Raw genomic sequence first — 19,995 nt, 5'->3', positions numbered from 1 at the left:
GGTGTGATACGTGATCCTAAAAATTGCCAGAATGGGGCACCCGGTCTTACGCGCCAGAGCTGCCGAGGTGAAAGATATTCAAGCCCCGCAAATTGTACGTCTTGTTGATGATATGATTGAAACAATGAAGGATGCAAACGGGGCAGGGTTGGCCGCCCCGCAAGTACATGTGCCGTTACGTGTGATGATCTTTCATGTGCCGCGTGGTCGTGATGCACAAATCGAAGACGGTCTTCCCTTGACTGTATTAATTAATCCCGAGATTGAAGCCATTGGGGACGGTATGAATGAGGCCTATGAAGGGTGCCTTTCGTTGCCGGGCATGACGGGGAAGGTCAGCCGGTTTACGCAGATCAAATATCGTGGTTTTAATCTGGATGGGACTTTGATTGAGCGCGAAGCCAGCGGATTTCATGCCCGCGTCGTGCAACATGAATATGATCATTTGGATGGAATTCTTTATCCGCAACGTATGGACGACCTGTCGACATTCGGCTATGTTGAGGAAATGCAAAAAACAATCAATCAGGAATAAAACGGTGCAGGACATCAAGGTAAAAGACGACATTTTGCTGGCGACACTTCCCAATGTGGTGTTTGACGGATGGACAGACGCAGCGATTGCAGCCGGTGCGATTGAGGCCGGGTTTGACGCATCAATGGCCGTGCGCGCGTTTCCCGATGGTGTAAATGATATCCTTGCCCATTTTGCAGATTATATAAACCGGTGTATGTCCACGGAGTTGGCTGGTCAGGATTTAAGTGACAAAGGGATCGGTCACCGACTGGAAATCGCCATGCGGGTTCGTCTGGCGATTGAAGCCCCCTATCGTGAAGCGGTGCGTAAAGCCATGTCTTATTACGCCATGCCGCAGAATGCACCCCAAGGTGTGCAGGTCGTCTGGAAAGCAGTTGACGAGATGTGGTGGTGTTGTGGTGATGATGCGGTTGATTTTAACTATTATACCAAACGTGCTTCTTTAGCCGCTGTTTATAGTGCAACGATGGTTTATTGGCTGAATGACGATTCTGAAAATCAGGAAGAAACCATTCTCTTTTATCGTCGCCGTTTGATTGATGTGGTTAATGCCGTAAAAACCAGAAAGAAGATATTTTCCAAACAGGAAGATGTATTTTGCAAGCTGGGTGGACGCCAAATGGCGAATGGATTGATAAAACGCTGACTTTGTGAGATTCCTCACTTTCATTTGTGTCGCAAAGGACTATAACCTGGTCCATGAAAACACATAATCAACAGACAGGCGAGTTTATCGCTTTAATGGCATTCTTGATGTCGCTGGTTGCGCTGGCGATTGATGCTATTTTGCCTGCATTCCATGCGGTCGGGGCCAGTTATGACATTGTTGATGAAAACCGGTTGCAATTGCTGGTCGGTGTTTTGTTTCTGGGGATGGCGATTGGGCAGCTGTTTTATGGCCCGCTTTCCGACAGTATCGGGCGAAAACCTGCGACTTACATTGGCTTAATCTTGTTTATTGCCGGATCATTGGTTTCTGCCTTTGCCCCCACTTACGAAATTGTATTGTGGGGACGTTTTTTACAAGGCTTTGGCGTTGCCGGGCCGCGCACAATCTCTATTGCATTGGTTCGTGATCAGTATTCCGGTCGTGAAATGGCGCGGATTATGTCATTTGTTATTTCAATTTTTATTATTATGCCTGCGATTGCACCGGCTCTGGGCGCCGGAATTTTGGTGTTTAGTACATGGCACACGGTCTTTTTCCTGTTTGCCCTGTTGGCTTTTGTCGCCCTTGTTTGGTTGATTTTGCGCCAGCCTGAAACCCACCCTCAAGAAAAACGTACATCGTTTAGTTTGATGACAATCCTACAAGGTGCGCGTTTCACATTGGGTAACCGACGCTCTTGCGGTTATATGATTGTCGGTGGCTTGGCTTTTTCTTGTTTGGTTGCTTATTTAAATACTGCCAAATTGTTATATGCGGATATTTTTCAGATTGATGAACTGTTTCCGCTTTATTTTGGGATGTTGGCACTTTTTGTTGGGGCGGCATCAATTGTTAATGGCAAAATGGTCGTGAAATATGGCATGCGTTCCATGATGAAATTCGCCTTGATCGCCATGATTATCAGTAGTGGTAGCTTTTTCTTCTATCTTTATGTAACGCCCGGGCATCCACCTTTTGTGTTGTTCATGGCTTCAATGGCATCAATTTTCTTCTTTATGGGAATATTGTTCGGCAATGCCAATGCAATGGCAATGGAACCTGTAGGGCATATCGCGGGGGTTGCCTCATCCATCATTGGGGCAGGAACAACTTTTGTGTCCATGTCACTGGGCGCGTTGGTTGGTCAATTCTATGACCAGACGTTGTTGCCTTTGATCGGCGGGTATTTCGCCTTGGCTTTATCTGCTTATGTCATCATGTATATGATTGAACGAAAAGATATTGCAGAAGAAGTGATCGCATAAAATCCCAAGGGGCAAATCAAATACCCCTTGGGATCAACGTTTATTCTTTGGGCAGTTCACCCAAAGGGTAAACCAAATTGACATGTCCCATTTTGCGCCCCCGCCGTGTGGAAGACTTGCCGTAGAGGTGAAGTTTGGCATTCGGTTCGTTCAGATAATCCGGCCATTTTTCCACATCAAAACCGATCAGGTTTTTCATAATCAGGTCATTGCGGCGTTCCACAGACCCCAGCGGTAAACCGCATACAGCCCGCACAAATTGTTCGAACTGATCGGAATAACACGCGTCTTGTGTCCAGTGACCGGAGTTATGCGGGCGCGGTGCCATTTCATTGACGATCAAACGGTCGTCCTTGGTATGGAACATTTCAACGGCAAGCAAGCCGACTAAATCCATTTTTTCCGCCAAGGTGACTGCAATTCGAACAGCTTCTTCGATTAATCCATCGGGCAGGTGTGCCGGAACTGTGGACGTATCCAAGATACCATCCACATGGTTGTTTTCAGCTGGTTCAAACGCGGTCCATTGACCACAGGCACTGCGTGCAACAACAACGGAAATCTCGCGTTGGAAATCAACGAAGCCTTCGAGAACGCTGGGGGCATTTGCCATTGAGGCATAAGCCGTTTCAAGATCGGTTTCCGGGCGGATCAAGGCTTGGCCTTTTCCGTCATACCCCATGCGCGTGGTTTTCAGGATGCTGGGGCGGCCCAGTTCATTGATGGCCGTTTCCAGATCATCCAGACTATCAACCCCTTTAAAAGGGGCGGTATCAATGCCGCAGTCATTGATGAAGTTCTTTTCAATCAGGCGATCTTGAGACAGGTGCAGGCAGTTCCAGCCCGGGCGAACATTGACGTGCTCGCTTAGCAATTGGACACTTTCGTGCGGGATGTTTTCGAATTCAAAGGTAACAACATCACAAGATTCGGCAAACGAGACCAAGGCATTGCGATCATCATATTCAGCAACCGTTGCTTTGTGCGCAACCTGTTCAGCCGGGCTGTCATGACCGGGACCAAATACGTGACACATATAGCCCAGACGCGCAGCGGCCAAAGCTGTCATGCGTCCTAATTGACCGTTGCCAATAATGCCGATGGTGCTGCCTGGAGGCAGAAGTTTTTGTTCAGCCATAACCTGAATGATCCTTATTTAATCGACGGGTTCTTCCGCGACGCTTGCGGTTTGTTGAGCGCGAAACGCATCCAGTTTGGCGGCAACGTTCTCATCTTGCAAGGCGATGATGCTGGCAGCCATGATGCCTGCGTTTTTTGCCCCGGCATCCCCGATTGCCAATGTACCAACCGGAACACCACCGGGCATTTGTGCGATTGAATAAAGGCTATCTAGACCGTTTAATGCACGGCTTTTGACAGGTACACCTAAAACAGGTAGGGGGGTCATGGCAGCGGCCATACCGGGCAGGTGGGCGGCACCACCGGCCCCGGCGATAATGACTTGTAGCCCGCGTGCCTTTGCACTGGTGGCGTAATCATACAGGCGTTGTGGTGTGCGGTGTGCGGAAACAATGCGTTTTTCGTACGAAACGCCCATTTCATCCAGCATATCGGCAGCCAGCTTCATTGTCGGCCAATCCGACTGACTTCCCATGATGATTCCAACAGAAGGTGCAGCGCTATCCATAGTCTTTATCCTTGCATAAGACCGTAAAAAAGGGGCGTATTATATGTGTGTCGGGCCAAATCGCAAGGTTTTTAAGATTTTTCAACGTTTTCAGTGTATTATATAATATACGAAATGTTTTAAAATGGTATGTGTCATGCCGATTGACGATATTAAAGCAACAGATGCGCTTAAACCCTATAGCGGGCAGTCCGGTCAATCCGGGGGTCGCCCATCCTATGGCAGTTTCAAAGGGCGGCATAAATTTCCGCCGGTTAAACGCAGTATTCATGACGTGACGTCTTTTATGAATATTCCACAAGATGAACTGACCCCAGCAGTGAGTGAGGCCATTGTATCCTTGATGGAGGAAGTGGATCATTTGCGCGAAGAACTGTCTATGACGCACAGTTTCGATGAAAAATTATCCAGTTCAATGGATCGACATATGGATTTACCTGTTTTGACACGGCATGCCTTGTGTCGGGATATCTCGGTGATGACGGCTCGGATTGGGCAGACGATCAGTAATGCCACCTTCGTCTATTTTCAAATTTCAAACTTTGCCGAGATTAAAAAACGTTCAGGGTTATTGGCAGGCGATACTGTGATTCGTGAAGTTGCAGAAATATTAAGCGGGCAACTGCGCGAAACAGATCGCATTGGGACATTGGGTGGAGATGGTTTTGGCATCGTCTTGACGTTAAGCGATTATGAGATATCCCTGAAGAAAATTGATCAGCTTGTTCAGAAGGTTAAACAGGGGCCAATTTTGTTTAACGGGCATGTCATGGAAGTGGAAATTGCATACGGCCTGCACAGTTTGCATGCCGGTGAAAAAGTAGATGTCATTTTAAATGAAGCCGATAAAGACCTGCACAAACGTTTTGTCAGGCTATGATATCGGGGACAATCAAAGCTTCAAGCTTGGCAATCTGATCTTTCAGGGTCAGCTTCTTTTTTTTAAGGCGCTGCAATTGCAATTGGTCATAAGGCGGCGTTAGGATCATGCGGTTGATCACATCGTCCAAATCCCTATGTTCGGTTTGCAAAATGGCCAGCTTGATTTTTAGCTCACGGGTTTCAGGCATCACTTTCCCGACTTGTTATGTGTTTGTTAAGTCTCTAGATTTGAATATAGCATATAATTTGGCGCAGATAACAAAAAAGGAATTGTGATGAATAAAAAACGCATCGGGATTTTGACAAGTGGCGGTGATTGCGCCGGATTAAATGCGGCTATCCGTGCGGTAACGCGCCGTGCGATTGAAGGTTATGGCTGGGAAGTTGTTGGAATCCATAATGGGACTTTAGGTTTGATTTCCACCCCTGTTGATGCGGAGGTTCTCGACCATAATACCTTTAGCGGGACATTGTTGCGCCAAGGCGGAACGTTTTTGGGCACAACCAATAAAGGAGACCCGTTTGCTTATCCTATGGAAGACGGTACAGTTAAAGATCGCTCAGCAGAATTTATTGCAGGTTTTCGCGAACTGAATTTGTGCGGCCTGATCGGGGTGGGCGGCGATGGGTCCATGAAAATTTTGAACAAGCTTTGTGAACGCGGTGATATTCCGTTTATCGGTATTCCTAAAACCATTGATAATGATGTGGCATGTACAGAATTTTCCATTGGGTTTACAACGGCAGTCAATGTGGCGGTGGACGCATTGGATCGTCTGCATCCAACTGCGGCATCGCATCATCGGGTGATGATTTTAGAAGTCATGGGGCGTGATGCGGGGCATATTGCACTGCATGCCGGAATTGCAGGTGGTGCAGATGTGATCCTCGTGCCTGAAATCCCCTATGAGATGGAAAAAGTTGCTGCAAAAATCCGCCATATTTATAAACAAGAACATCGCAGCCATGCTTTAATTGTGGTTTCCGAGGCGGTAAAGGCTGCAGATGGTAAACCGGTGATGAAGCAAAATGATGAGGGGCGTTTTAATTATGGCGGTGTGGGGCATGTTATAGGGGAACAGCTCTATAAAATGACTGGGGCGGAAACACGGGTTACGGTTTTAGGGCACGTTCAGCGCGGGGGAAAACCGGCAATGCGCGACCGTGTTATTGCCTCTGCCTTCGGCGTCAGTGCGGTTGATTTAATGGCGCAGGGAAAGACCAACCGAATGGTTGCATGGCAGCACCGAAAAGTCGTGGATGTTGCCTTGGAAGATGTGGTGTCGCACTATAATAATATTGATGTTTCCGGCACGCTTGTTCACACGGCGCGTGGGCTTGGTATTTGTCTGGGAGATGAATAAAAAAACAACAAGGGTTGACAGACAAAGCTGGCCTTACCAATTTAATTTATGTATCATGAAATCATCTTAAAACTGCCATAGGGAGGTTGTCCGCAATGAGCGTACTAGACCGAATTGAATCTCTCAAATCCAAACATGCAGATTTGGAACATAAAATTGAAGCAGAAGAAATAAGACCACATCCAAACGACACGCTCATACACGATCTCAAACGACAGAAGCTCAAGGTGAAAGACGAAATCTCCGTCCTGTCGCTCAACTAACGAGATATCTACCTATCAAATAGAATTAGAAAAAATGACGCACTCTTATCCATGACGTGCGCGTATCCAAGAGATACGAATATAAACGCCCCGAACCTGTTTTCGGGGCGTTTTTTGTTATGTTGTAAGAAAGAAAAAACCCCGCTTGAAAACAAACGGGGTTTTTGGGATGGGCTGCGGTTTCTTTTACAGTTCGCCAGCTTCTTTTCTCAATCCATCACGCAGGACGAACTTTTGAATTTTACCGGTGGATGTCTTTGGGACCTCCTGGAAAATAACCGTGCGCGGGCATTTATAATGCGCAAGATTGTCGCGGCAATGTTTGATGATATCTTCCTCAGTAACGGGGCCTGCATCGGGTTTCAATTCGATAAAGGCCGCCGGTGTTTCGCCCCATTTTTCGTCGGGCTTGGCGACAACGGCAACGGCTGCAACAGCGGGGTGGCGGTAAAGGGCATCTTCAACTTCGATCGAAGAAATGTTTTCCCCACCGGAAATGATGATGTCTTTTGAACGATCTTTCAATTGAATGTAACCGTCATTATGACGAACACCTAAATCGCCGGAATGGAACCAGCCACCACGGAACGCATCGTCTGTGGCAGAGGGGTTTTTCAGGTAGCCTTTCATCACGATATTGCCACGGAAGCAGACCTCGCCCATTGTTTCACCATCCCAGGGATGTTCGACCGTGCTTTCTGCGTCAGCAATCATTAGGCCTTCTTCCAGTGTATATCGGACACCTTGGCGAGATTTTTGGAAGGCTTGGCGTTCAATCGGCAACTCGTTCCATTCTTCTTTCCAGGCGCAGAAAACAGCCGGACCGTATGTTTCTGTAAGGCCATAGGCATGCGTTACATCAAAGCCTTCATCCTGAATTGCTTTTAAAACAGAGGCTGGCGGCGGTGCCGCAGCTGTCATGATAGAACATTTATGTTCGAACGGTTTTTTCTCTTCTTCCGTCGCATTAATGACAAAAGAAAGCACAATCGGGGCGCCGCAGAAGTTGGTGACTTTATGTTTTTCAATCGCTTCGTAAATGTTTTTGGCATTGACTTTACGCAGGCAGATATTGGTACCGGCTTTGGCGGCCATCGTCCATGGGAAACACCAGCCGTTGCAGTGGAACATCGGCAATGTCCACAAATAAATGGCGTGTTGTTGCATGTTCCAATCAAGGGCGTTGCCGATGGCGTTCAAATAAGCACCGCGATGGTGATAAACCACACCTTTCGGGTTGCCTGTTGTACCGGATGTGTAGTTTAAGGAAATGGCATCCCATTCATCTGCCGGGCCGCTCCAGTCATATTCCAGATCGCCTTTTGAAATGAATTGTTCGTAATTTTCTTGACCGATCAATTCGCCGCCTTCTGCCAAGGCGTCGTCAATATCGATGATGATCGGTTTCTTTTCCAACCGGGCAACGGCGGCTTTGGTCGTTGCGGAAAATTCACGATCCGTGAACAGAACCTTGGCTTCACCATGTTGCAGGATAAAGGCAATGGCTTCGGCATCCAATCGGATATTCAGGGTGTTCAACACAGCTCCGCACATCGGTACGCCAAAATGGGCTTCGTATGTTTCTGGCGTGTTATTGCCCATAACAGCAACTGTGTCGCCTTTTTTAATACCGAGTTTAGCAAGGGCGGAGGCAAGGCGGACAGAACGTTCGTACGTTTCTTTCCATGTGTAGACACGATCACCGTGAATGACACTGGCGCGGTCCGGATAAACCATTGCCGTACGTTTGATAAAGGATAAAGGTGACAGCGATTCATAGTTCGCAGATGTCTTTTCCAGATGAAGGTCGTAAATGTTTTCCATGGTGTTTCTTCCCCGATTGGTATTTTGGTGGAGATTTATTTGAAGGGATTCATAGCAGCATAGTCGCCATTCAGGAATACCAAAAAGCGAGTATGCACGTAAAAATAAATCGGTATATGTGATTATTTTGTAAGATAAGGTCTCCTTTTTCTGCGCAGAATGATTATTAAGAATAAAAAATCGGTAAAACAATACCAAATTAACACTTTTATTTTTTCTCGATTTGAGTCACACTCCAGCCTAGGTTTGAACGACAGGGAAGTCTTCGAACGTTTTTTGGGAAAATCGCTTGGAAATAGGGGACGTTATGACCAACCGGTACGAAGAAGCATACAAAGAATCGATGGAAAACCCGGACGGGTTTTGGGCAAAGGCTGCTGAAGATATCAAATGGGACAAAAAATGGGATAAGGTTTTGGATGATTCCAATGCCCCCTTATACCGTTGGTTCACAGGCGCAGAATGTAACACCTGCTATAACGCAGTGGACCGTCACGTAGAGGATGGCCGTGGCGATCAGGATGCCATCATTTATGACAGCCCGATCACAGGGCATAAAAGCAAAATCACCTACAGCCAGTTGCAAGATAAAGTTTCACGTTTTGCCGGTGTGTTAAAAGCACGCGGCGTTGGCAAAGGTGATCGCGTTATCGTTTATATGCCCATGATCCCGGAAGCTGCGATTGCAATGTTGGCGGTTGCGCGTTTGGGTGCGGTTCATTCTGTCGTATTTGGTGGTTTTGCCTCAAACGAATTGGCGGTTCGTATCAATGATGCGAAACCGAAAGTCATCGTTTCTGCATCTTGCGGGATCGAGCCGGGCCGTGTCATCGCCTATAAACCGTTGTTGGACGGTGCGATTGAATTGTCCGAACACAAACCGGACGCAACGGTGATTGTGGCGCGCGAAGAAGCCAAAGCCGAATTGAAAGACGGCTATGACTTCGATTATGAAACAGAAATGGCAAAGGCTGAACCGGCTGCATGTGTTCCTGTTGCGGCGACTGATCCGCTTTATATTTTGTATACCTCTGGCACAACAGGCCAGCCCAAGGGTGTGGTTCGTGATAACGGCGGTCATATGGTTGCGCTGAAATGGACCATGAAAAACATCTATAATGTTGAAGCTGGTGACGTTTACTGGGCGGCTTCCGATGTGGGATGGGTTGTTGGTCATTCTTACATTGTTTACGGTCCGCTTTTACAAGGTTGTACAACTGTCTTCTTTGAAGGCAAGCCTGTTGGCACACCTGATGCGGGTGTTTTCTGGCGTATGATCGAAGAATACAACATTCGTGTCCTGTTTACGGCACCGACGGCTTTCCGTGCCATTAAACGTGATGATCCGAAGGCGGAATTCCTTGGCAAATACGATACATCCTGCCTGAAAGCCCTTTATCTTGCAGGCGAACGTACCGACCCGGATACATTGCAATGGGCACAGGATATCCTGAAAAAACCAGTGGTCGATCACTGGTGGCAAACGGAAACAGGTTGGGCCATTTGTGCCAACCCGTTGGGTCTGCATGAATTCCCGGTTAAACCGGGTTCACCGACCAAGCCGGTTCCGGGCTGGGACGTTCAGGTTCTGGACGATGCGGGGCATCCGGTTCCTGCCGGTCAAATCGGCGCGATCGTTTGTAAATTGCCGTTGCCGCCGGGAACGTTGCCAACATTGTGGGGCAATGATGATCTTTATAAAGCCAAATATCTGGAAGAATTCCCCGGTTTTTACGCAACAGCGGATGCGGGTGTGATCGACGAAGACGGTTATGTGTCTATCATGGCGCGTACAGATGATATCATCAACGTGGCAGGCCACCGTTTATCCACAGGCGGTATGGAAGAAGTACTGTCAGCGCATCCTGATGTCGCGGAATGTGCGGTCATCGGTGCGGATGACAAATTGAAAGGTCAAATGCCGGTCGGCTTTGTTGTTCTGAAAGCGGGTGTTGAGAAAGAACATGACGAAATCGTCAATGAAGTCGTCAAAATGGTTCGTGATAAAATCGGCGCGGTTGCTGCTTTCAAGAAATGCGTTGTCGTAGATCGTTTGCCCAAAACGCGTTCTGGGAAAATTTTGCGCGGGACCATGCAGGCGATTGCAGATTGCAAAGACTATAAAATGCCAGCTACAATTGATGATCCGTCTATTTTGCCGGAAATCGACGAAGCCTTGCAAACAATTGGTTATTCTTCTGCACGTTAAGTGCCTGGAAAATAAATAGAGAAAAGCGAGCTGGTATATCCAGCTCGCTTTTTTAATTAGAAAATTAATTTAAAATTGGGTATATAATTATTTTGTAATTGAGGGTTGTGTTGTGCGAGTGTATTGGTTGACAATGCTTTTTCTGCTGAGTGTCTTTTGGGGACATGCAGAACATGCCTTTGCACAAAGTAATGCCGTGACGATCGGAATTTTTAATTTCCCGCCTTTTTATACAAAAAATAGGTATTCTCAGGCAGAAGGGATATTGGTGGATTATGCCAATCAGGCGCTTAAAGAGGGTGGCTTGGTTGCGAAATATGAAATCTCTTCAGCAGCCTTGTTAATCGAACGTTTGGGCAAGGGGGAAATTGATGCAGGGATGCTCATTCGACATCCGGCTTTACTTGATAAGGCTTTTTATTCGAAAAAACCGATCAATCAAATTCAGCTGGTTGCCTATCGATATGATACTGCACCTGCGCTAAGCCGACTGGAAGATTTAGCGGGCAAACGTGTTTTGACGATTGCAGGGTATGGCTATGGTGGAACTTTGAAGAAACTGTCAAAAGAAGGTATTGAACCAACTTATATTACGGCACGCAATATTGAGCAGGCTTTTGTGATGTTGGCAGCACGACGGGCTGATTATTTTTTAACTTATTTAAAACCGGCTGAAGCGTTTCGTAAAAACAAAACGACGGCACAGTCCACGCAAGAACTGACAGCTGACCCATTATCTTCGTTTAATGTTCATTGGGTGGTGAGTAAAGCTTCTGAAAATGCCGAGATGATCATGAAAAATCTGGGTGATTTTTAAGATTGTTTCAGATTATCCAGTAATTTCCCAAGGGCGGCTTTTGCATCTGGCGTGTCCCATTCTGTACGCCCTTTAACTCCGCCACGCATTAGGCCGTTTTGGTCAATAATAAAACTGACAGGTAAACTGCTGATTTTCATTATGCGTAAAAATTCCTGATCTTTATCGGAATAAGACGCCATCGCTGTTAATTCGCGTTTTTCAAGAAAATCGTCTGGGCTTTCGCGACCTTGGCGACCTGTAGCGATGGCAAGAACGACAAAATCTTTGTCTTTAAAATATTTTGCCAATTCGTTCAGGCCGGGCATTTCTTTAATGCAAGGCGGGCACCATGTTGCCCATAAGTTTAATAAAACCACTTTGCCTTTGAAATCGGCCAATGTAACGGTGTTGCCATCTTTGTCGGTAAATTTGGTCAGTGGAGCTGGCGGTGTATTGACCAGATTTTTATATCCGCTAATGCTGTGTTTCAGATCATAAAAATCATCAGCAGAAGCGGTGAAATTTATTAAAAGTGAAAAGGCAAAAACAAAAAAAGCAGCAGCGCGCATGGATACGACCCCATAGTTCCTAAGAATAGGCGAGACAGTATATTCGAAAAAGGTCAAGAATAGGGCAAGATCACTTTATTTTGAGGTCATCACCCAAATGCCGTCCCAATTATCCGGGTCAACGGTTTCTTTAAGGTGCTCGCAACGCTCAATATAAATTTCTGAAGCTTTATCTTTCGGGTTCAATGTAAGAACCTTCTTAAAGCTGTCAATTGCGTTGTCGAAGATGCCTTTGCGATAACATTCCATCCCGTCACGGAAATGTGCCAGTGCATCAACCATATTGGGAAAGGTTTCTTCGGTGTGATAATCAAGCAATTCGTAAATCGCAACCGGCTTGGTTTTACCTTTTACGACCACATGGTCCATTTCCCGGTAACGATAGGTGCCACGTAAGGCCTTGAAGGTAAATTCCGAAATAAGGATATGGGCACCATACTGTTTGGTTCCACTTTCAAGACGTGCGGCTAGATTTACACCATCCCCGATAACGGTATAATCCATCCGTTTGGGGGAACCAATATTACCGGAAACCACGTTGTCGGTGTTGAGGCCGATGCCGATATCAATAGGCATCAAACCCTTGGTCGTCCGATCTTTGTTAAAATCACGCAATTTATTCATCATATCAATGGCGCATCGTACCGCCCGGTCCGGGTCATCTTCGTGCGGGAAAGGTGTGCCGAAGATGGCCATGATGGCGTCCCCGATGAATTTATCAAGCATGCCTTCTTCGGCGTTCAGGCAATCGACCATAACGGTGAAATATTCGTTTAACAGGCTGACGATCCCTTGTGCACCCAGTTCTTCGGACAAGGTTGTAAAGCTACGGACATCGGAAAATAGCACGGTTGCAACGCTGCTTTGGCCGCCAAGAATTTCTTCACCGCCGCCCATCAGCTTGTCAGCCAAGCCCGGATCCATATAGCGCGACATGGTGGATTTCATCCGTTTTTCTGAACTGATGTCTTCCATCATGATCATGGTGCCGATTGCTTTTGAATCTTTGTCCAGCAAGGGCAGGGTGGTGACGTTGATGGAAGTTTCTTCCGCATTTGGCCCGGTTTTAAGAATGGCATCCAGCAAGATGTCGGCTTCGTTGTTTTCGCGCACCATATGCAAACGTTCAACAACCCAGCTGTTTTCACCTGTAAAAAAGTCCTCGTCTTTATGTCCGATGACTTCGTCCTGTGTGGCTTTTAGGATACGAAGCCCTGCGGCGTTACAGGTAACGATGACACCTTCTTCATCAAAGGTGACAACTGCGTTACTCATACTTTCCAGCATACTTTCGTTATAGTTTTTCATCTGCTGGACATCGGCAAACAGTTGGGCGTTTTCCAGCCCAATGGCGATTTGCGAGGTAAAAGCGGTCAGGCGTTGTTCATCATCCTGATTGAAGGGGCCGCCTTTTTTATTGAGAACCTGTGTCACGCCAATGACCTTGCCATCTTTGTTTAAGACGGGGCAGCATAGAATGGAACGGGTGAAATATCCGGTTTGTTTATCAAAGGCAGGATTAAAACGAAGGTCTGCATAGGCATAGGGGATATTGACCGTTTTTCCTGAGGTAAAAACCGCCCCGGCAATACCAAGGTGATTGGGCAGGCGAATATTGGTTGCCCCAAGACCTTGCCCGATCTGGGTATAAAGCTCGTTGGTTTTTTCGTCGTTGAGGAACAAGGTTGAACGATCAGCTTGCAACATTTTGGTGATGGCGCTCATGATCATTTGTAGGAGCGGACCGAGGTTGATTTCCGAGGAGACATCGGAGACGACATTGAGAAATTCGGCTTCCTGTTCGCGCAATTTTTCCATGCGTTCGATAAACAGTGTGCCTTGCAATGCAATGGAGGCCTGCGTTGTAATCGCTTGCATAATAGCAAGGTCATCTTCTGTAAACTGTCCGCCATCATGTTTGTTCAAAGTTTGAGCAACGCCTAGAATATCGCCTTTTACAGTGCGTACCGGGGCACACAAAATATTGCGTGTTTTGTAGCCCGTAGCATGGTCAACACTGTGATTGAAACGCTTATCACCATAGGCATCATCGACGATTTCTGGTGTGCCTGTGGTATAAACAGCCCCCGCAATACCGGAATTGTTGAGGATCCGAATTTCGCGTTTGACATCACCTAAGGCAATGCGTGAATAAAGCTCGTTGGTAGCAAAATCGTTTAGAAAGAGGGTGCCGCGATCTGAATTGGTCGCTTTGGTGACAGCTTCCATAATAATGCGTAATTGCTCATCCAGACTATCGGCACGGGCAACGTCGTGTGATACCTGCAAGACAAGCTGTGCTGAACTGGCTGTTACATAGGTATTGCTTGTCGTGTCCTGTAGATCGGAACTACTTTCCGGCATGTTGTGCCTCCAACGTTTCCCTTAGGGCTGTGATTGTATCACGTAATTGTTGATTTTCATCTCGAAAGCTGCTTTCCAGCTCTTGTTTTTGTTCATCGTAGCGATGTTTCATTAATTCCATTTCGTCGCGTAAGGAACCGACAGTGCGTTGTAATTGCAGTGCTTCGCCATGACCGTCTGCTTTTGTACGTTGCACTGTTTCATCTTTATTCTGTTGTAATTTTTCCAACTCGTCGCGCAGGGCTTGGGCGGTATGGATTAATGTATTGGCTTCTTGTTTACCATCAGCCAGTGTTCGTTGCACTTCTTCGTCCATACGGGCGCGCATTTTTTCTAGTTCGTCGCGCAAGGCTTGGGCCGTATGGGTCAGTTGAACGATTTCACCGTGTGCATCTGCGCGTGCTTTTTGGACGGCATCATCCATTTCACGGCGCACGGCTTCCATTTCATCACGCAAAGCTTGTATTGTTTTTTGAAGAAGCAGGTTTTCTTGATGGGCGTTGGCGACGGCTTTTTGAACTTCGTCGTCTTTGTTGGCATTGACGCGATCAAGTTCGTCACGCAGGGCTGAAATCGTGTTCATTAAATGGCGATTTTCTGTCTGCGCTTTATAGAGCTTGCTTTCTTCTTCTGTTGTCATGTTTCACCCGGATAGACTGACACGTATGAGGCAGTGTGCAAGAGTATGTTTAAGAAAAGATTACTCCGTTACAAAGACATCTTCCAGATCTTCGAACGTTCCATCTGTATTTTCCGGGGTAATTAGGGCAAAAACGTCCAAGATAATAACGGCATTTAAGGCGGCATCGCGTTCAACACCATCATTTAAACGTTTGGTGAGGTGGGAATTGACAATGGAAAGTTTTGCGTAACTTTCATTGAGATTATCAAAATTTATTGGATCATTACGCCCCTTTTGAACATTGTTGACATATTGCATTAACAAATTTGAACCGAGGGTACGAAAGACGGTCTCTTGTTCATTTGCAAAGGGCAGATGAAAACGCGCAAGTGGCCGCAGGAATTTCGTATGTTCACATCCCGATGTTGCGCAAGCCAAACCAAACAAAGATGCGATCCCACTTTGAAAGTTTGATTTTGTGATGATGCTGCGCATTGGGGTTTCAACTTCAATCACCGCCTTTTCATAGGAAAATTTGGCCTTAAAATGGGGGAGGAACTCCGATAATGCCAAGGCCGTCGGGCACCATTCAACATCTTCGCCGAGTGGACAATTGGAACATTTATGATGGGATAATTTTGCCCAGTCAGGTTTGGGGTTATCGTCGCTTAATTCAATCAGATACGTCTTATCATTAAAACGTAGATCCATTTTTATTGTTTGCTGGTTAGCAGCATAAAATTTGTATGTGATTGTTTGCGACATGGTGACATTCCCTGAAGGCAAAAATCTTTAGAAGAAAGAATTTTGCCTGAAAAATTTGTTGCTGTTGTTTTTTCGAATTTATTCCTGTCCTTGATTAAATAAGGAAAAGGTTGCTTAAAGCTTCAGCCAAATCATCACCGAACGAGGCGCTTTTGTGAATAATCGGAACGCGATCGGACAGAAGCTGAAGATAGGGATCGTCATGGGGCAAACTCGTAATCAATGCCGTCGGAATGTTGCGGGTGGCGGGCATAGCTGCAAGCCCTGAGGCCAGATCAATACCGGACAGTTCCGGCATCATGGCAGAGATAATGACCAAATCCGGTTTTGTGCGGATAATCAGGGGCATTGCATCCAAGGCGGACGTGCATGTGGAAACACGATAGCCACATTCCTGCAATTCGCGTTCAACAAAATGTGTGGCCGCGCCATGTAACATGACAAGCAGAACTTCGACATTGCGCACTTCCAAGATACTGGCATCAAGGCGTACTTTTGCAGGAAGTTCGCGTACAAGATGGGAAATATCGCGCTCTTCGATATCCGGTTTTTCGGTAATGTCGATCATGCAATCAACATAAGTCTGAATGTCATCCAGTGTGCGTGGCGGATAATTTCTGACATTGGCAAGATAGTCTTCACAGCGCGCAGCAACGGTTGCCAATGCAGCCAAGTCATAATTATGTGCCTGCCCTTTAATGGACATGGTGGCACGTTGGACCTCTTCCACCAACATTTTGATATCATTGCGTTCATGGCGCACTTCATCAATGGTGAAAGTTAGCTTTTCGAATGTATCTTTGACTTCATCAATAAATTCAGCTCGTAGCTGGTCTACGATTTCACCCACGCCTTTTGCGTAAACGCCGTCCATATTTGACTGCATGGTTATCCCCCTCGTGGGCTATGATTTTCGTTTTATTTCATTTTATTACTGCAAAATTTTGCCTGAAACACAGGTTGCGGACAACTATCTTTTTTGGGTAATCTCTTGTGCATTCGCATTAGTAGACCTTCTACCCAAGATGTAAGAGGCATATTTACGGTCTTCAAGCAGGATATGCATTAAAATCCATCGTTTCAGAAAAATATAGATTTCTTCGGCTTCTCTTTCGGACATAGGGAAATGGTAATTTTGTATCAATTCATGAACCTGTCCAACCAATTTGGCATGGGTATCCATATGCGATGCCGCTTCCGAGTAGCCGGATTTTATAAAGATGTCTTCTTCGCGGGAAAAATGGAATCCTGTGTATTCCATTAGTCCTTGTATAAGTTGTTTAATATCTTCTTCAGGACTTTGAGCGCCAATTGCATGAATGAGATCTTTGGTTAATTCAAGCAATCGCATGTGATGGGCATCAATTTCAGGAATGCCGACGCTATAGGAATCGCGCCATATCAGCAAGCTTTCATCCAGAAGACGGGAATTGGACAAAGCACGCATTTGCCGAGTCACGGTTTCCAGAAGCTTCCATTGCACGATGGGAATTTCCTGAATGGCGGAAATAGGAATTAGCGCGATAGAACAATGGGGCGAAAAGCTTAATGTGAAGATGCTTTTCATCTTATAAACGGCATGATCTTCAAAAAGAGAGTCTCCGGGCGAAAGTGTTAAAAAGTCATTCTCACCCAGTTTGAGCGTGACTTGGCCTTCTTTGATCAACCCAATATAATTTTGGGTCAAACTGTAATCGTGCAGGTCATTGATGTTTCTTGTTAAATGCATACTGGCGGCAATCGCATTTTTAACGCCATCGGATATAGATCCCCCGAAGAGCCATGATTTTTGCAATAATTCGCGTTTTTCAGCCAAGGCCGCAATGGCAGAAAATGAATCGTTGCGATTGACAAATTCCCGATACATTTGGATTGGCAGTTTCAAGGCTTTGACAAAACTGATGGCCCGGTAAGTTTCGCTGGATAATGCATCACAAAGACCATGCATATCGCCAATAAAACTACCTGCCGACATACGGTGTGTTTTATTGCTGATGGGATCAAGGATTTCCGTTGTTCCGCTTAAAATAAAATAGGCATTGTCGATTTTATCACCGGCTTTGAGGATGATTTCTTCCGGATTAATGGTCACAATTTCATGGTTCAGTAAAAGGCAAAACTGATTTTGAGGAAGATCAGGAAAAAAAGACTCTAGTGATTGTAAAGCACTGCCGAACATGTAGTCATGGTTACTGGCAATGAGGACATCTTCAGTACCAAAGGGTGCGCCACTGCCGATTAGGCGTTCATCTTCATTTAAAGGGCGCGCGGTATGGGCAAAGATGATTTTGCCGGATTTATCGTTTGTAAAATCTTCGGCTTTGCCGTGAATCATGCCCCCGCCGTTATCAACCTTTTTAATATCGCAGGGTTCAAGATAGGCTTCTTTCACCTGATCACAGAATTCCTGCGATATTCCGGGGGCGTCCTCATCGGTGGTGACCATGGTATCAAGTACATCAAAAGCTGCGATATCTGCAAGGTGCCCATATGTTTTATATCCTCCCCCCCATTGGGTGCGGAAATATAGAATACTGGTTTCCATTGGGTGGGGGGAGTTAACGGGTTTGACTTCCAATCCGTTAATATCGGTCCATGTGCTTTCACATAGGTCGTGGACATTAAAGAATTGATTAAACCGGCTTTCATCAAGTCCCATAAGGGCCGATAATTTTTTAACCGTGGCATGACGAACCAAGGGGGTGGCGAAAAATTTAATCCGGTGGTCTGATCGGATCAATGTCGGCAAACCTGCAAAATGATCGTCATGACAATGGGTCATGAAAATTCCTTCAACTTCACTGATATCAACCCCGAGTGACTTTAAAGTTGTTTCGATATTGGGGCCGACATCAATTAAATAGATGCGGCCTTGAAACGTAAGCAGGCTCGCCATAGACGGGCGTTCAATATCCCAGCCGTCTCCTTCACCAGAATGCACGACACTGAAATATTCCCGTGCAATTTCAAAATGTCCCAAGGCATAGGATGGCATATATTGTTCACCCTCAGCCAAATTCAGATCAATTTGAACGCTTTCATTTTCATAAGAAAATTCAAAAATATTGACATCCAAACGCCGCACGGTAACCCCATTTCGAATGGGGGTAAGCGCGCTGTCCACAACAAGACTGTCGAGCAATTCTTTTGGGTTGGCAATTTGACCGAAGGCGAACTTCAGTTTCAGGCGCATCAGTTCTTTCGCCTGTTCAGGACTAGCCCCTGCTTCGATAAGTTCGCGTTCGCTCGCCAGACCGTAATTGCCGCGATAGATATATTGAATTTGTGCAGAAAGTTGGTCGGGGTGCCCGATCAAAAGGGGTTTTACCCCGGTATTTCCGGGATGGTCAGGCAAAATCATCCCTTGGCGGTACAGCATTTGAAGGACAGGGAATTCACCCAGATTGGAGAAACTACCTTTTTGAACACTCAGGTCTGATAACAAAATGGCATTGGGGCCGGATTCAAGAAACACGGGGCTTGCCTCATTTTGCAAGATAACCCCACGTTTCATCATGTGTTTGACTGAGTCTGCCGGACATCCGCATAAAATACGCAGATCAGCACCGGGAAATTCCAGCCAGAAAACACCATTTGCCAGTTTTGATTTGACGATCCGCCCCATGGATAAGTCCCTTCATTATATCAGCTTATGACATTCTGACATAACTTAGGGCTTTACCCCAAATGCTTTATGCTCCACAGCATTTTTTGAACTTCTTCCCGGACCCGCAGGTACATGGATCGTTACGCCCCACCTTATTGGTGACAATGCGTTGTTCCTGGGCGGGATTCATTTCACCATCTTCATAATACCACCGGCCTTCGACTTTGGTAAAACGGCTGCGTTCATGGTGAACCTGTTTACGTCCGTTGATTTTGAAAAATGCACGAAATTCCACAATGCCTGTGTCATCGCCTTCTTGACCGCCTTCGGTTTTCACGATTTCCAGACTGTCCCAGCGGGCTTGATTAGCCCATTGTGCGGTTTCTTCTGCATCATAATCTTTGCGGCTGGCAAAGCTGAGTGTTTCTTCGAGGTATCCGAGCTGTCCTTTTTCGAAAGCACTGTAGCGTGAACGCATCAGTTTTTCAGCAGTGGGTGCAATCTCACCGTTATGAAACGGGGCACAGCAATTTTCGTATTCCTGGCGAGAGCCGCAAGGGCAAAGAGACATGATCTCGTCCTTTATTCAAAATGTTAAAATTTCCTTGTGATCCCATTTGAGAGGAA

General features: G+C 46.3%; 19 protein-coding genes. 8 read left to right on the top strand and 11 right to left on the bottom strand.

Annotated features, from left to right (window positions below; genetic code table 11):
• Positions 1–10: 10 nt before the first annotated feature.
• From def to ACI0FF_RS12020, 3 genes are read left to right on the top strand one after another with little or no spacing between them, the layout of a single operon-like run.
• Positions 11–535, top strand: a complete 525-nt coding sequence (gene def, locus ACI0FF_RS12030) for a peptide deformylase (RefSeq protein ID WP_419797066.1) — start codon at positions 11–13, stop codon at positions 533–535.
• Between the two features lie 4 nt (positions 536–539).
• Positions 540–1,184, top strand: a complete 645-nt coding sequence (locus ACI0FF_RS12025) for a COQ9 family protein (RefSeq protein WP_419797065.1) — start codon at positions 540–542, stop codon at positions 1,182–1,184.
• A 53-nt stretch (positions 1,185–1,237) separates the two neighbouring features.
• Positions 1,238–2,452: a multidrug effflux MFS transporter gene (locus ACI0FF_RS12020; protein WP_419797064.1), complete on the top strand. Its 1,215-nt coding sequence runs from the start codon at positions 1,238–1,240 to the stop codon at positions 2,450–2,452.
• 40 nt (positions 2,453–2,492) lie between these two features.
• Here the strand turns inward: ACI0FF_RS12020 and ACI0FF_RS12015 are convergent, their stop codons facing one another.
• Positions 2,493–3,590 carry a 5-(carboxyamino)imidazole ribonucleotide synthase gene (locus ACI0FF_RS12015; RefSeq protein ID WP_419797063.1) on the bottom strand — a complete coding sequence of 366 codons (1,098 nt, stop codon included), beginning with the start codon at positions 3,588–3,590 and terminating at the stop codon, positions 2,493–2,495.
• An 18-nt stretch (positions 3,591–3,608) separates the two neighbouring features.
• Entirely contained in the window at positions 3,609–4,100 is a 492-nt protein-coding gene (gene purE / locus ACI0FF_RS12010) for a 5-(carboxyamino)imidazole ribonucleotide mutase (protein WP_419797062.1), read from the bottom strand.
• A 136-nt stretch (positions 4,101–4,236) separates the two neighbouring features.
• Here purE and ACI0FF_RS12005 point away from each other — a divergent pair, with 136 nt between their 5' ends.
• Positions 4,237–4,980 (top strand): GGDEF domain-containing protein, encoded by a 744-nt coding sequence (locus tag ACI0FF_RS12005; protein ID WP_419797061.1) that lies wholly within the window; start codon positions 4,237–4,239, stop codon positions 4,978–4,980.
• Here the strand turns inward: ACI0FF_RS12005 and ACI0FF_RS12000 are convergent.
• The gene (locus tag ACI0FF_RS12000; RefSeq protein ID WP_419797060.1) at positions 4,970–5,170 is read right to left on the bottom strand and encodes a DUF465 domain-containing protein; all 201 of its coding nucleotides are present in this window, start codon (positions 5,168–5,170) and stop codon (positions 4,970–4,972) included. The genes ACI0FF_RS12005 and ACI0FF_RS12000 overlap by 11 nt on opposite strands.
• Before the next feature lie 87 nt (positions 5,171–5,257).
• On the opposite strand from ACI0FF_RS12000, the gene ACI0FF_RS11995 reads away from it, so the two are divergent.
• Together ACI0FF_RS11995 and ACI0FF_RS11990 are read left to right on the top strand one after the other, a co-directional pair.
• Entirely contained in the window at positions 5,258–6,346 is a 1,089-nt protein-coding gene (locus ACI0FF_RS11995; protein WP_419797059.1) for an ATP-dependent 6-phosphofructokinase, read from the top strand.
• A 95-nt stretch (positions 6,347–6,441) separates the two neighbouring features.
• The gene (locus ACI0FF_RS11990) at positions 6,442–6,609 is read left to right on the top strand and encodes a YdcH family protein (RefSeq protein WP_188664852.1); all 168 of its coding nucleotides are present in this window, start codon (positions 6,442–6,444) and stop codon (positions 6,607–6,609) included.
• A 186-nt stretch (positions 6,610–6,795) separates the two neighbouring features.
• On the opposite strand, the gene ACI0FF_RS11985 is transcribed toward ACI0FF_RS11990, so the two are convergent.
• Entirely contained in the window at positions 6,796–8,433 is a 1,638-nt protein-coding gene (locus ACI0FF_RS11985; RefSeq protein ID WP_419797058.1) for an acyl-CoA synthetase, read from the bottom strand.
• A 307-nt stretch (positions 8,434–8,740) separates the two neighbouring features.
• On the opposite strand from ACI0FF_RS11985, the gene ACI0FF_RS11980 reads away from it, so the two are divergent.
• Together ACI0FF_RS11980 and ACI0FF_RS11975 are read left to right on the top strand one after the other, a co-directional pair.
• Positions 8,741–10,642: a propionyl-CoA synthetase gene (locus tag ACI0FF_RS11980; protein ID WP_419797057.1), complete on the top strand. Its 1,902-nt coding sequence runs from the start codon at positions 8,741–8,743 to the stop codon at positions 10,640–10,642.
• Positions 10,643–10,769: 127 nt separating this feature from the next.
• Positions 10,770–11,459 (top strand): substrate-binding periplasmic protein, encoded by a 690-nt coding sequence (locus tag ACI0FF_RS11975; RefSeq protein ID WP_419797056.1) that lies wholly within the window; start codon positions 10,770–10,772, stop codon positions 11,457–11,459.
• On the opposite strand, the gene ACI0FF_RS11970 is transcribed toward ACI0FF_RS11975, so the two are convergent.
• The 7 genes from ACI0FF_RS11970 to ACI0FF_RS11940 form a co-directional block, all read right to left on the bottom strand.
• Positions 11,456–12,010, bottom strand: a complete 555-nt coding sequence (locus ACI0FF_RS11970; protein ID WP_419797055.1) for a TlpA disulfide reductase family protein — start codon at positions 12,008–12,010, stop codon at positions 11,456–11,458. The genes ACI0FF_RS11975 and ACI0FF_RS11970 overlap by 4 nt on opposite strands.
• Positions 12,011–12,085: 75 nt before the next feature.
• A complete protein-coding gene (locus ACI0FF_RS11965) occupies positions 12,086–14,374 on the bottom strand; it encodes a GAF domain-containing protein (protein WP_419797054.1) in 2,289 nt (762 codons plus the stop codon).
• Positions 14,361–15,014, bottom strand: a complete 654-nt coding sequence (locus tag ACI0FF_RS11960; protein WP_419797053.1) for a hypothetical protein — start codon at positions 15,012–15,014, stop codon at positions 14,361–14,363. Before ACI0FF_RS11960 ends, ACI0FF_RS11965 begins: the two co-directional genes overlap by 14 nt.
• A 60-nt stretch (positions 15,015–15,074) precedes the next feature.
• Positions 15,075–15,761, bottom strand: coding sequence for a DUF6901 family protein (locus ACI0FF_RS11955; protein ID WP_419797052.1), 687 nt, complete (start codon positions 15,759–15,761; stop codon positions 15,075–15,077).
• A gap of 94 nt (positions 15,762–15,855) precedes the next feature.
• Entirely contained in the window at positions 15,856–16,647 is a 792-nt protein-coding gene (locus ACI0FF_RS11950; RefSeq protein ID WP_419797051.1) for a response regulator, read from the bottom strand.
• Between the two features lie 84 nt (positions 16,648–16,731).
• Positions 16,732–19,386, bottom strand: a complete 2,655-nt coding sequence (locus ACI0FF_RS11945) for a bacteriohemerythrin (protein WP_419797050.1) — start codon at positions 19,384–19,386, stop codon at positions 16,732–16,734.
• 67 nt (positions 19,387–19,453) lie between these two features.
• Positions 19,454–19,939, bottom strand: a complete 486-nt coding sequence (locus ACI0FF_RS11940; protein WP_419797049.1) for a YchJ family protein — start codon at positions 19,937–19,939, stop codon at positions 19,454–19,456.
• Positions 19,940–19,995 lie beyond the last annotated feature (56 nt).

Source organism: Terasakiella sp. 4MB5A (genome assembly GCF_050058155.1).
Classification (GTDB): domain Bacteria; phylum Pseudomonadota; class Alphaproteobacteria; order Rhodospirillales; family Terasakiellaceae; genus Terasakiella; species Terasakiella halodenitrificans.
The sequence above is the reverse complement of the archived record's forward strand: the minus strand, read 5'-3'. Positions and strand labels throughout refer to the sequence as shown.

What these genes read in the sequence shown, in the direction of transcription:
- ACI0FF_RS11985 (WP_419797058.1), bottom strand. Translation starts at nt 8,433, where the DNA reads ATGGAAAACATTTACGACCTTCATCTGGAAAAGACATCTGCGAACTAT.
- ACI0FF_RS11965 (WP_419797054.1), bottom strand. Translation starts at nt 14,374, where the DNA reads ATGCCGGAAAGTAGTTCCGATCTACAGGACACGACAAGCAATACCTAT.
- ACI0FF_RS11950 (WP_419797051.1), bottom strand. Translation starts at nt 16,647, where the DNA reads ATGCAGTCAAATATGGACGGCGTTTACGCAAAAGGCGTGGGTGAAATC.
- ACI0FF_RS11955 (WP_419797052.1), bottom strand. Translation starts at nt 15,761, where the DNA reads ATGTCGCAAACAATCACATACAAATTTTATGCTGCTAACCAGCAAACA.
- ACI0FF_RS11960 (WP_419797053.1), bottom strand. Translation starts at nt 15,014, where the DNA reads ATGACAACAGAAGAAGAAAGCAAGCTCTATAAAGCGCAGACAGAAAAT.
- ACI0FF_RS11990 (WP_188664852.1), top strand. Translation starts at nt 6,442, where the DNA reads ATGAGCGTACTAGACCGAATTGAATCTCTCAAATCCAAACATGCAGAT.
- ACI0FF_RS12015 (WP_419797063.1), bottom strand. Translation starts at nt 3,590, where the DNA reads ATGGCTGAACAAAAACTTCTGCCTCCAGGCAGCACCATCGGCATTATT.
- purE (WP_419797062.1), bottom strand. Translation starts at nt 4,100, where the DNA reads ATGGATAGCGCTGCACCTTCTGTTGGAATCATCATGGGAAGTCAGTCG.
- ACI0FF_RS11940 (WP_419797049.1), bottom strand. Translation starts at nt 19,939, where the DNA reads ATGTCTCTTTGCCCTTGCGGCTCTCGCCAGGAATACGAAAATTGCTGT.
- ACI0FF_RS11980 (WP_419797057.1), top strand. Translation starts at nt 8,741, where the DNA reads ATGACCAACCGGTACGAAGAAGCATACAAAGAATCGATGGAAAACCCG.
- ACI0FF_RS11995 (WP_419797059.1), top strand. Translation starts at nt 5,258, where the DNA reads ATGAATAAAAAACGCATCGGGATTTTGACAAGTGGCGGTGATTGCGCC.
- ACI0FF_RS11970 (WP_419797055.1), bottom strand. Translation starts at nt 12,010, where the DNA reads ATGCGCGCTGCTGCTTTTTTTGTTTTTGCCTTTTCACTTTTAATAAAT.
- ACI0FF_RS12000 (WP_419797060.1), bottom strand. Translation starts at nt 5,170, where the DNA reads ATGCCTGAAACCCGTGAGCTAAAAATCAAGCTGGCCATTTTGCAAACC.
- ACI0FF_RS12020 (WP_419797064.1), top strand. Translation starts at nt 1,238, where the DNA reads ATGAAAACACATAATCAACAGACAGGCGAGTTTATCGCTTTAATGGCA.
- ACI0FF_RS11945 (WP_419797050.1), bottom strand. Translation starts at nt 19,386, where the DNA reads ATGGGGCGGATCGTCAAATCAAAACTGGCAAATGGTGTTTTCTGGCTG.
- ACI0FF_RS12005 (WP_419797061.1), top strand. Translation starts at nt 4,237, where the DNA reads ATGCCGATTGACGATATTAAAGCAACAGATGCGCTTAAACCCTATAGC.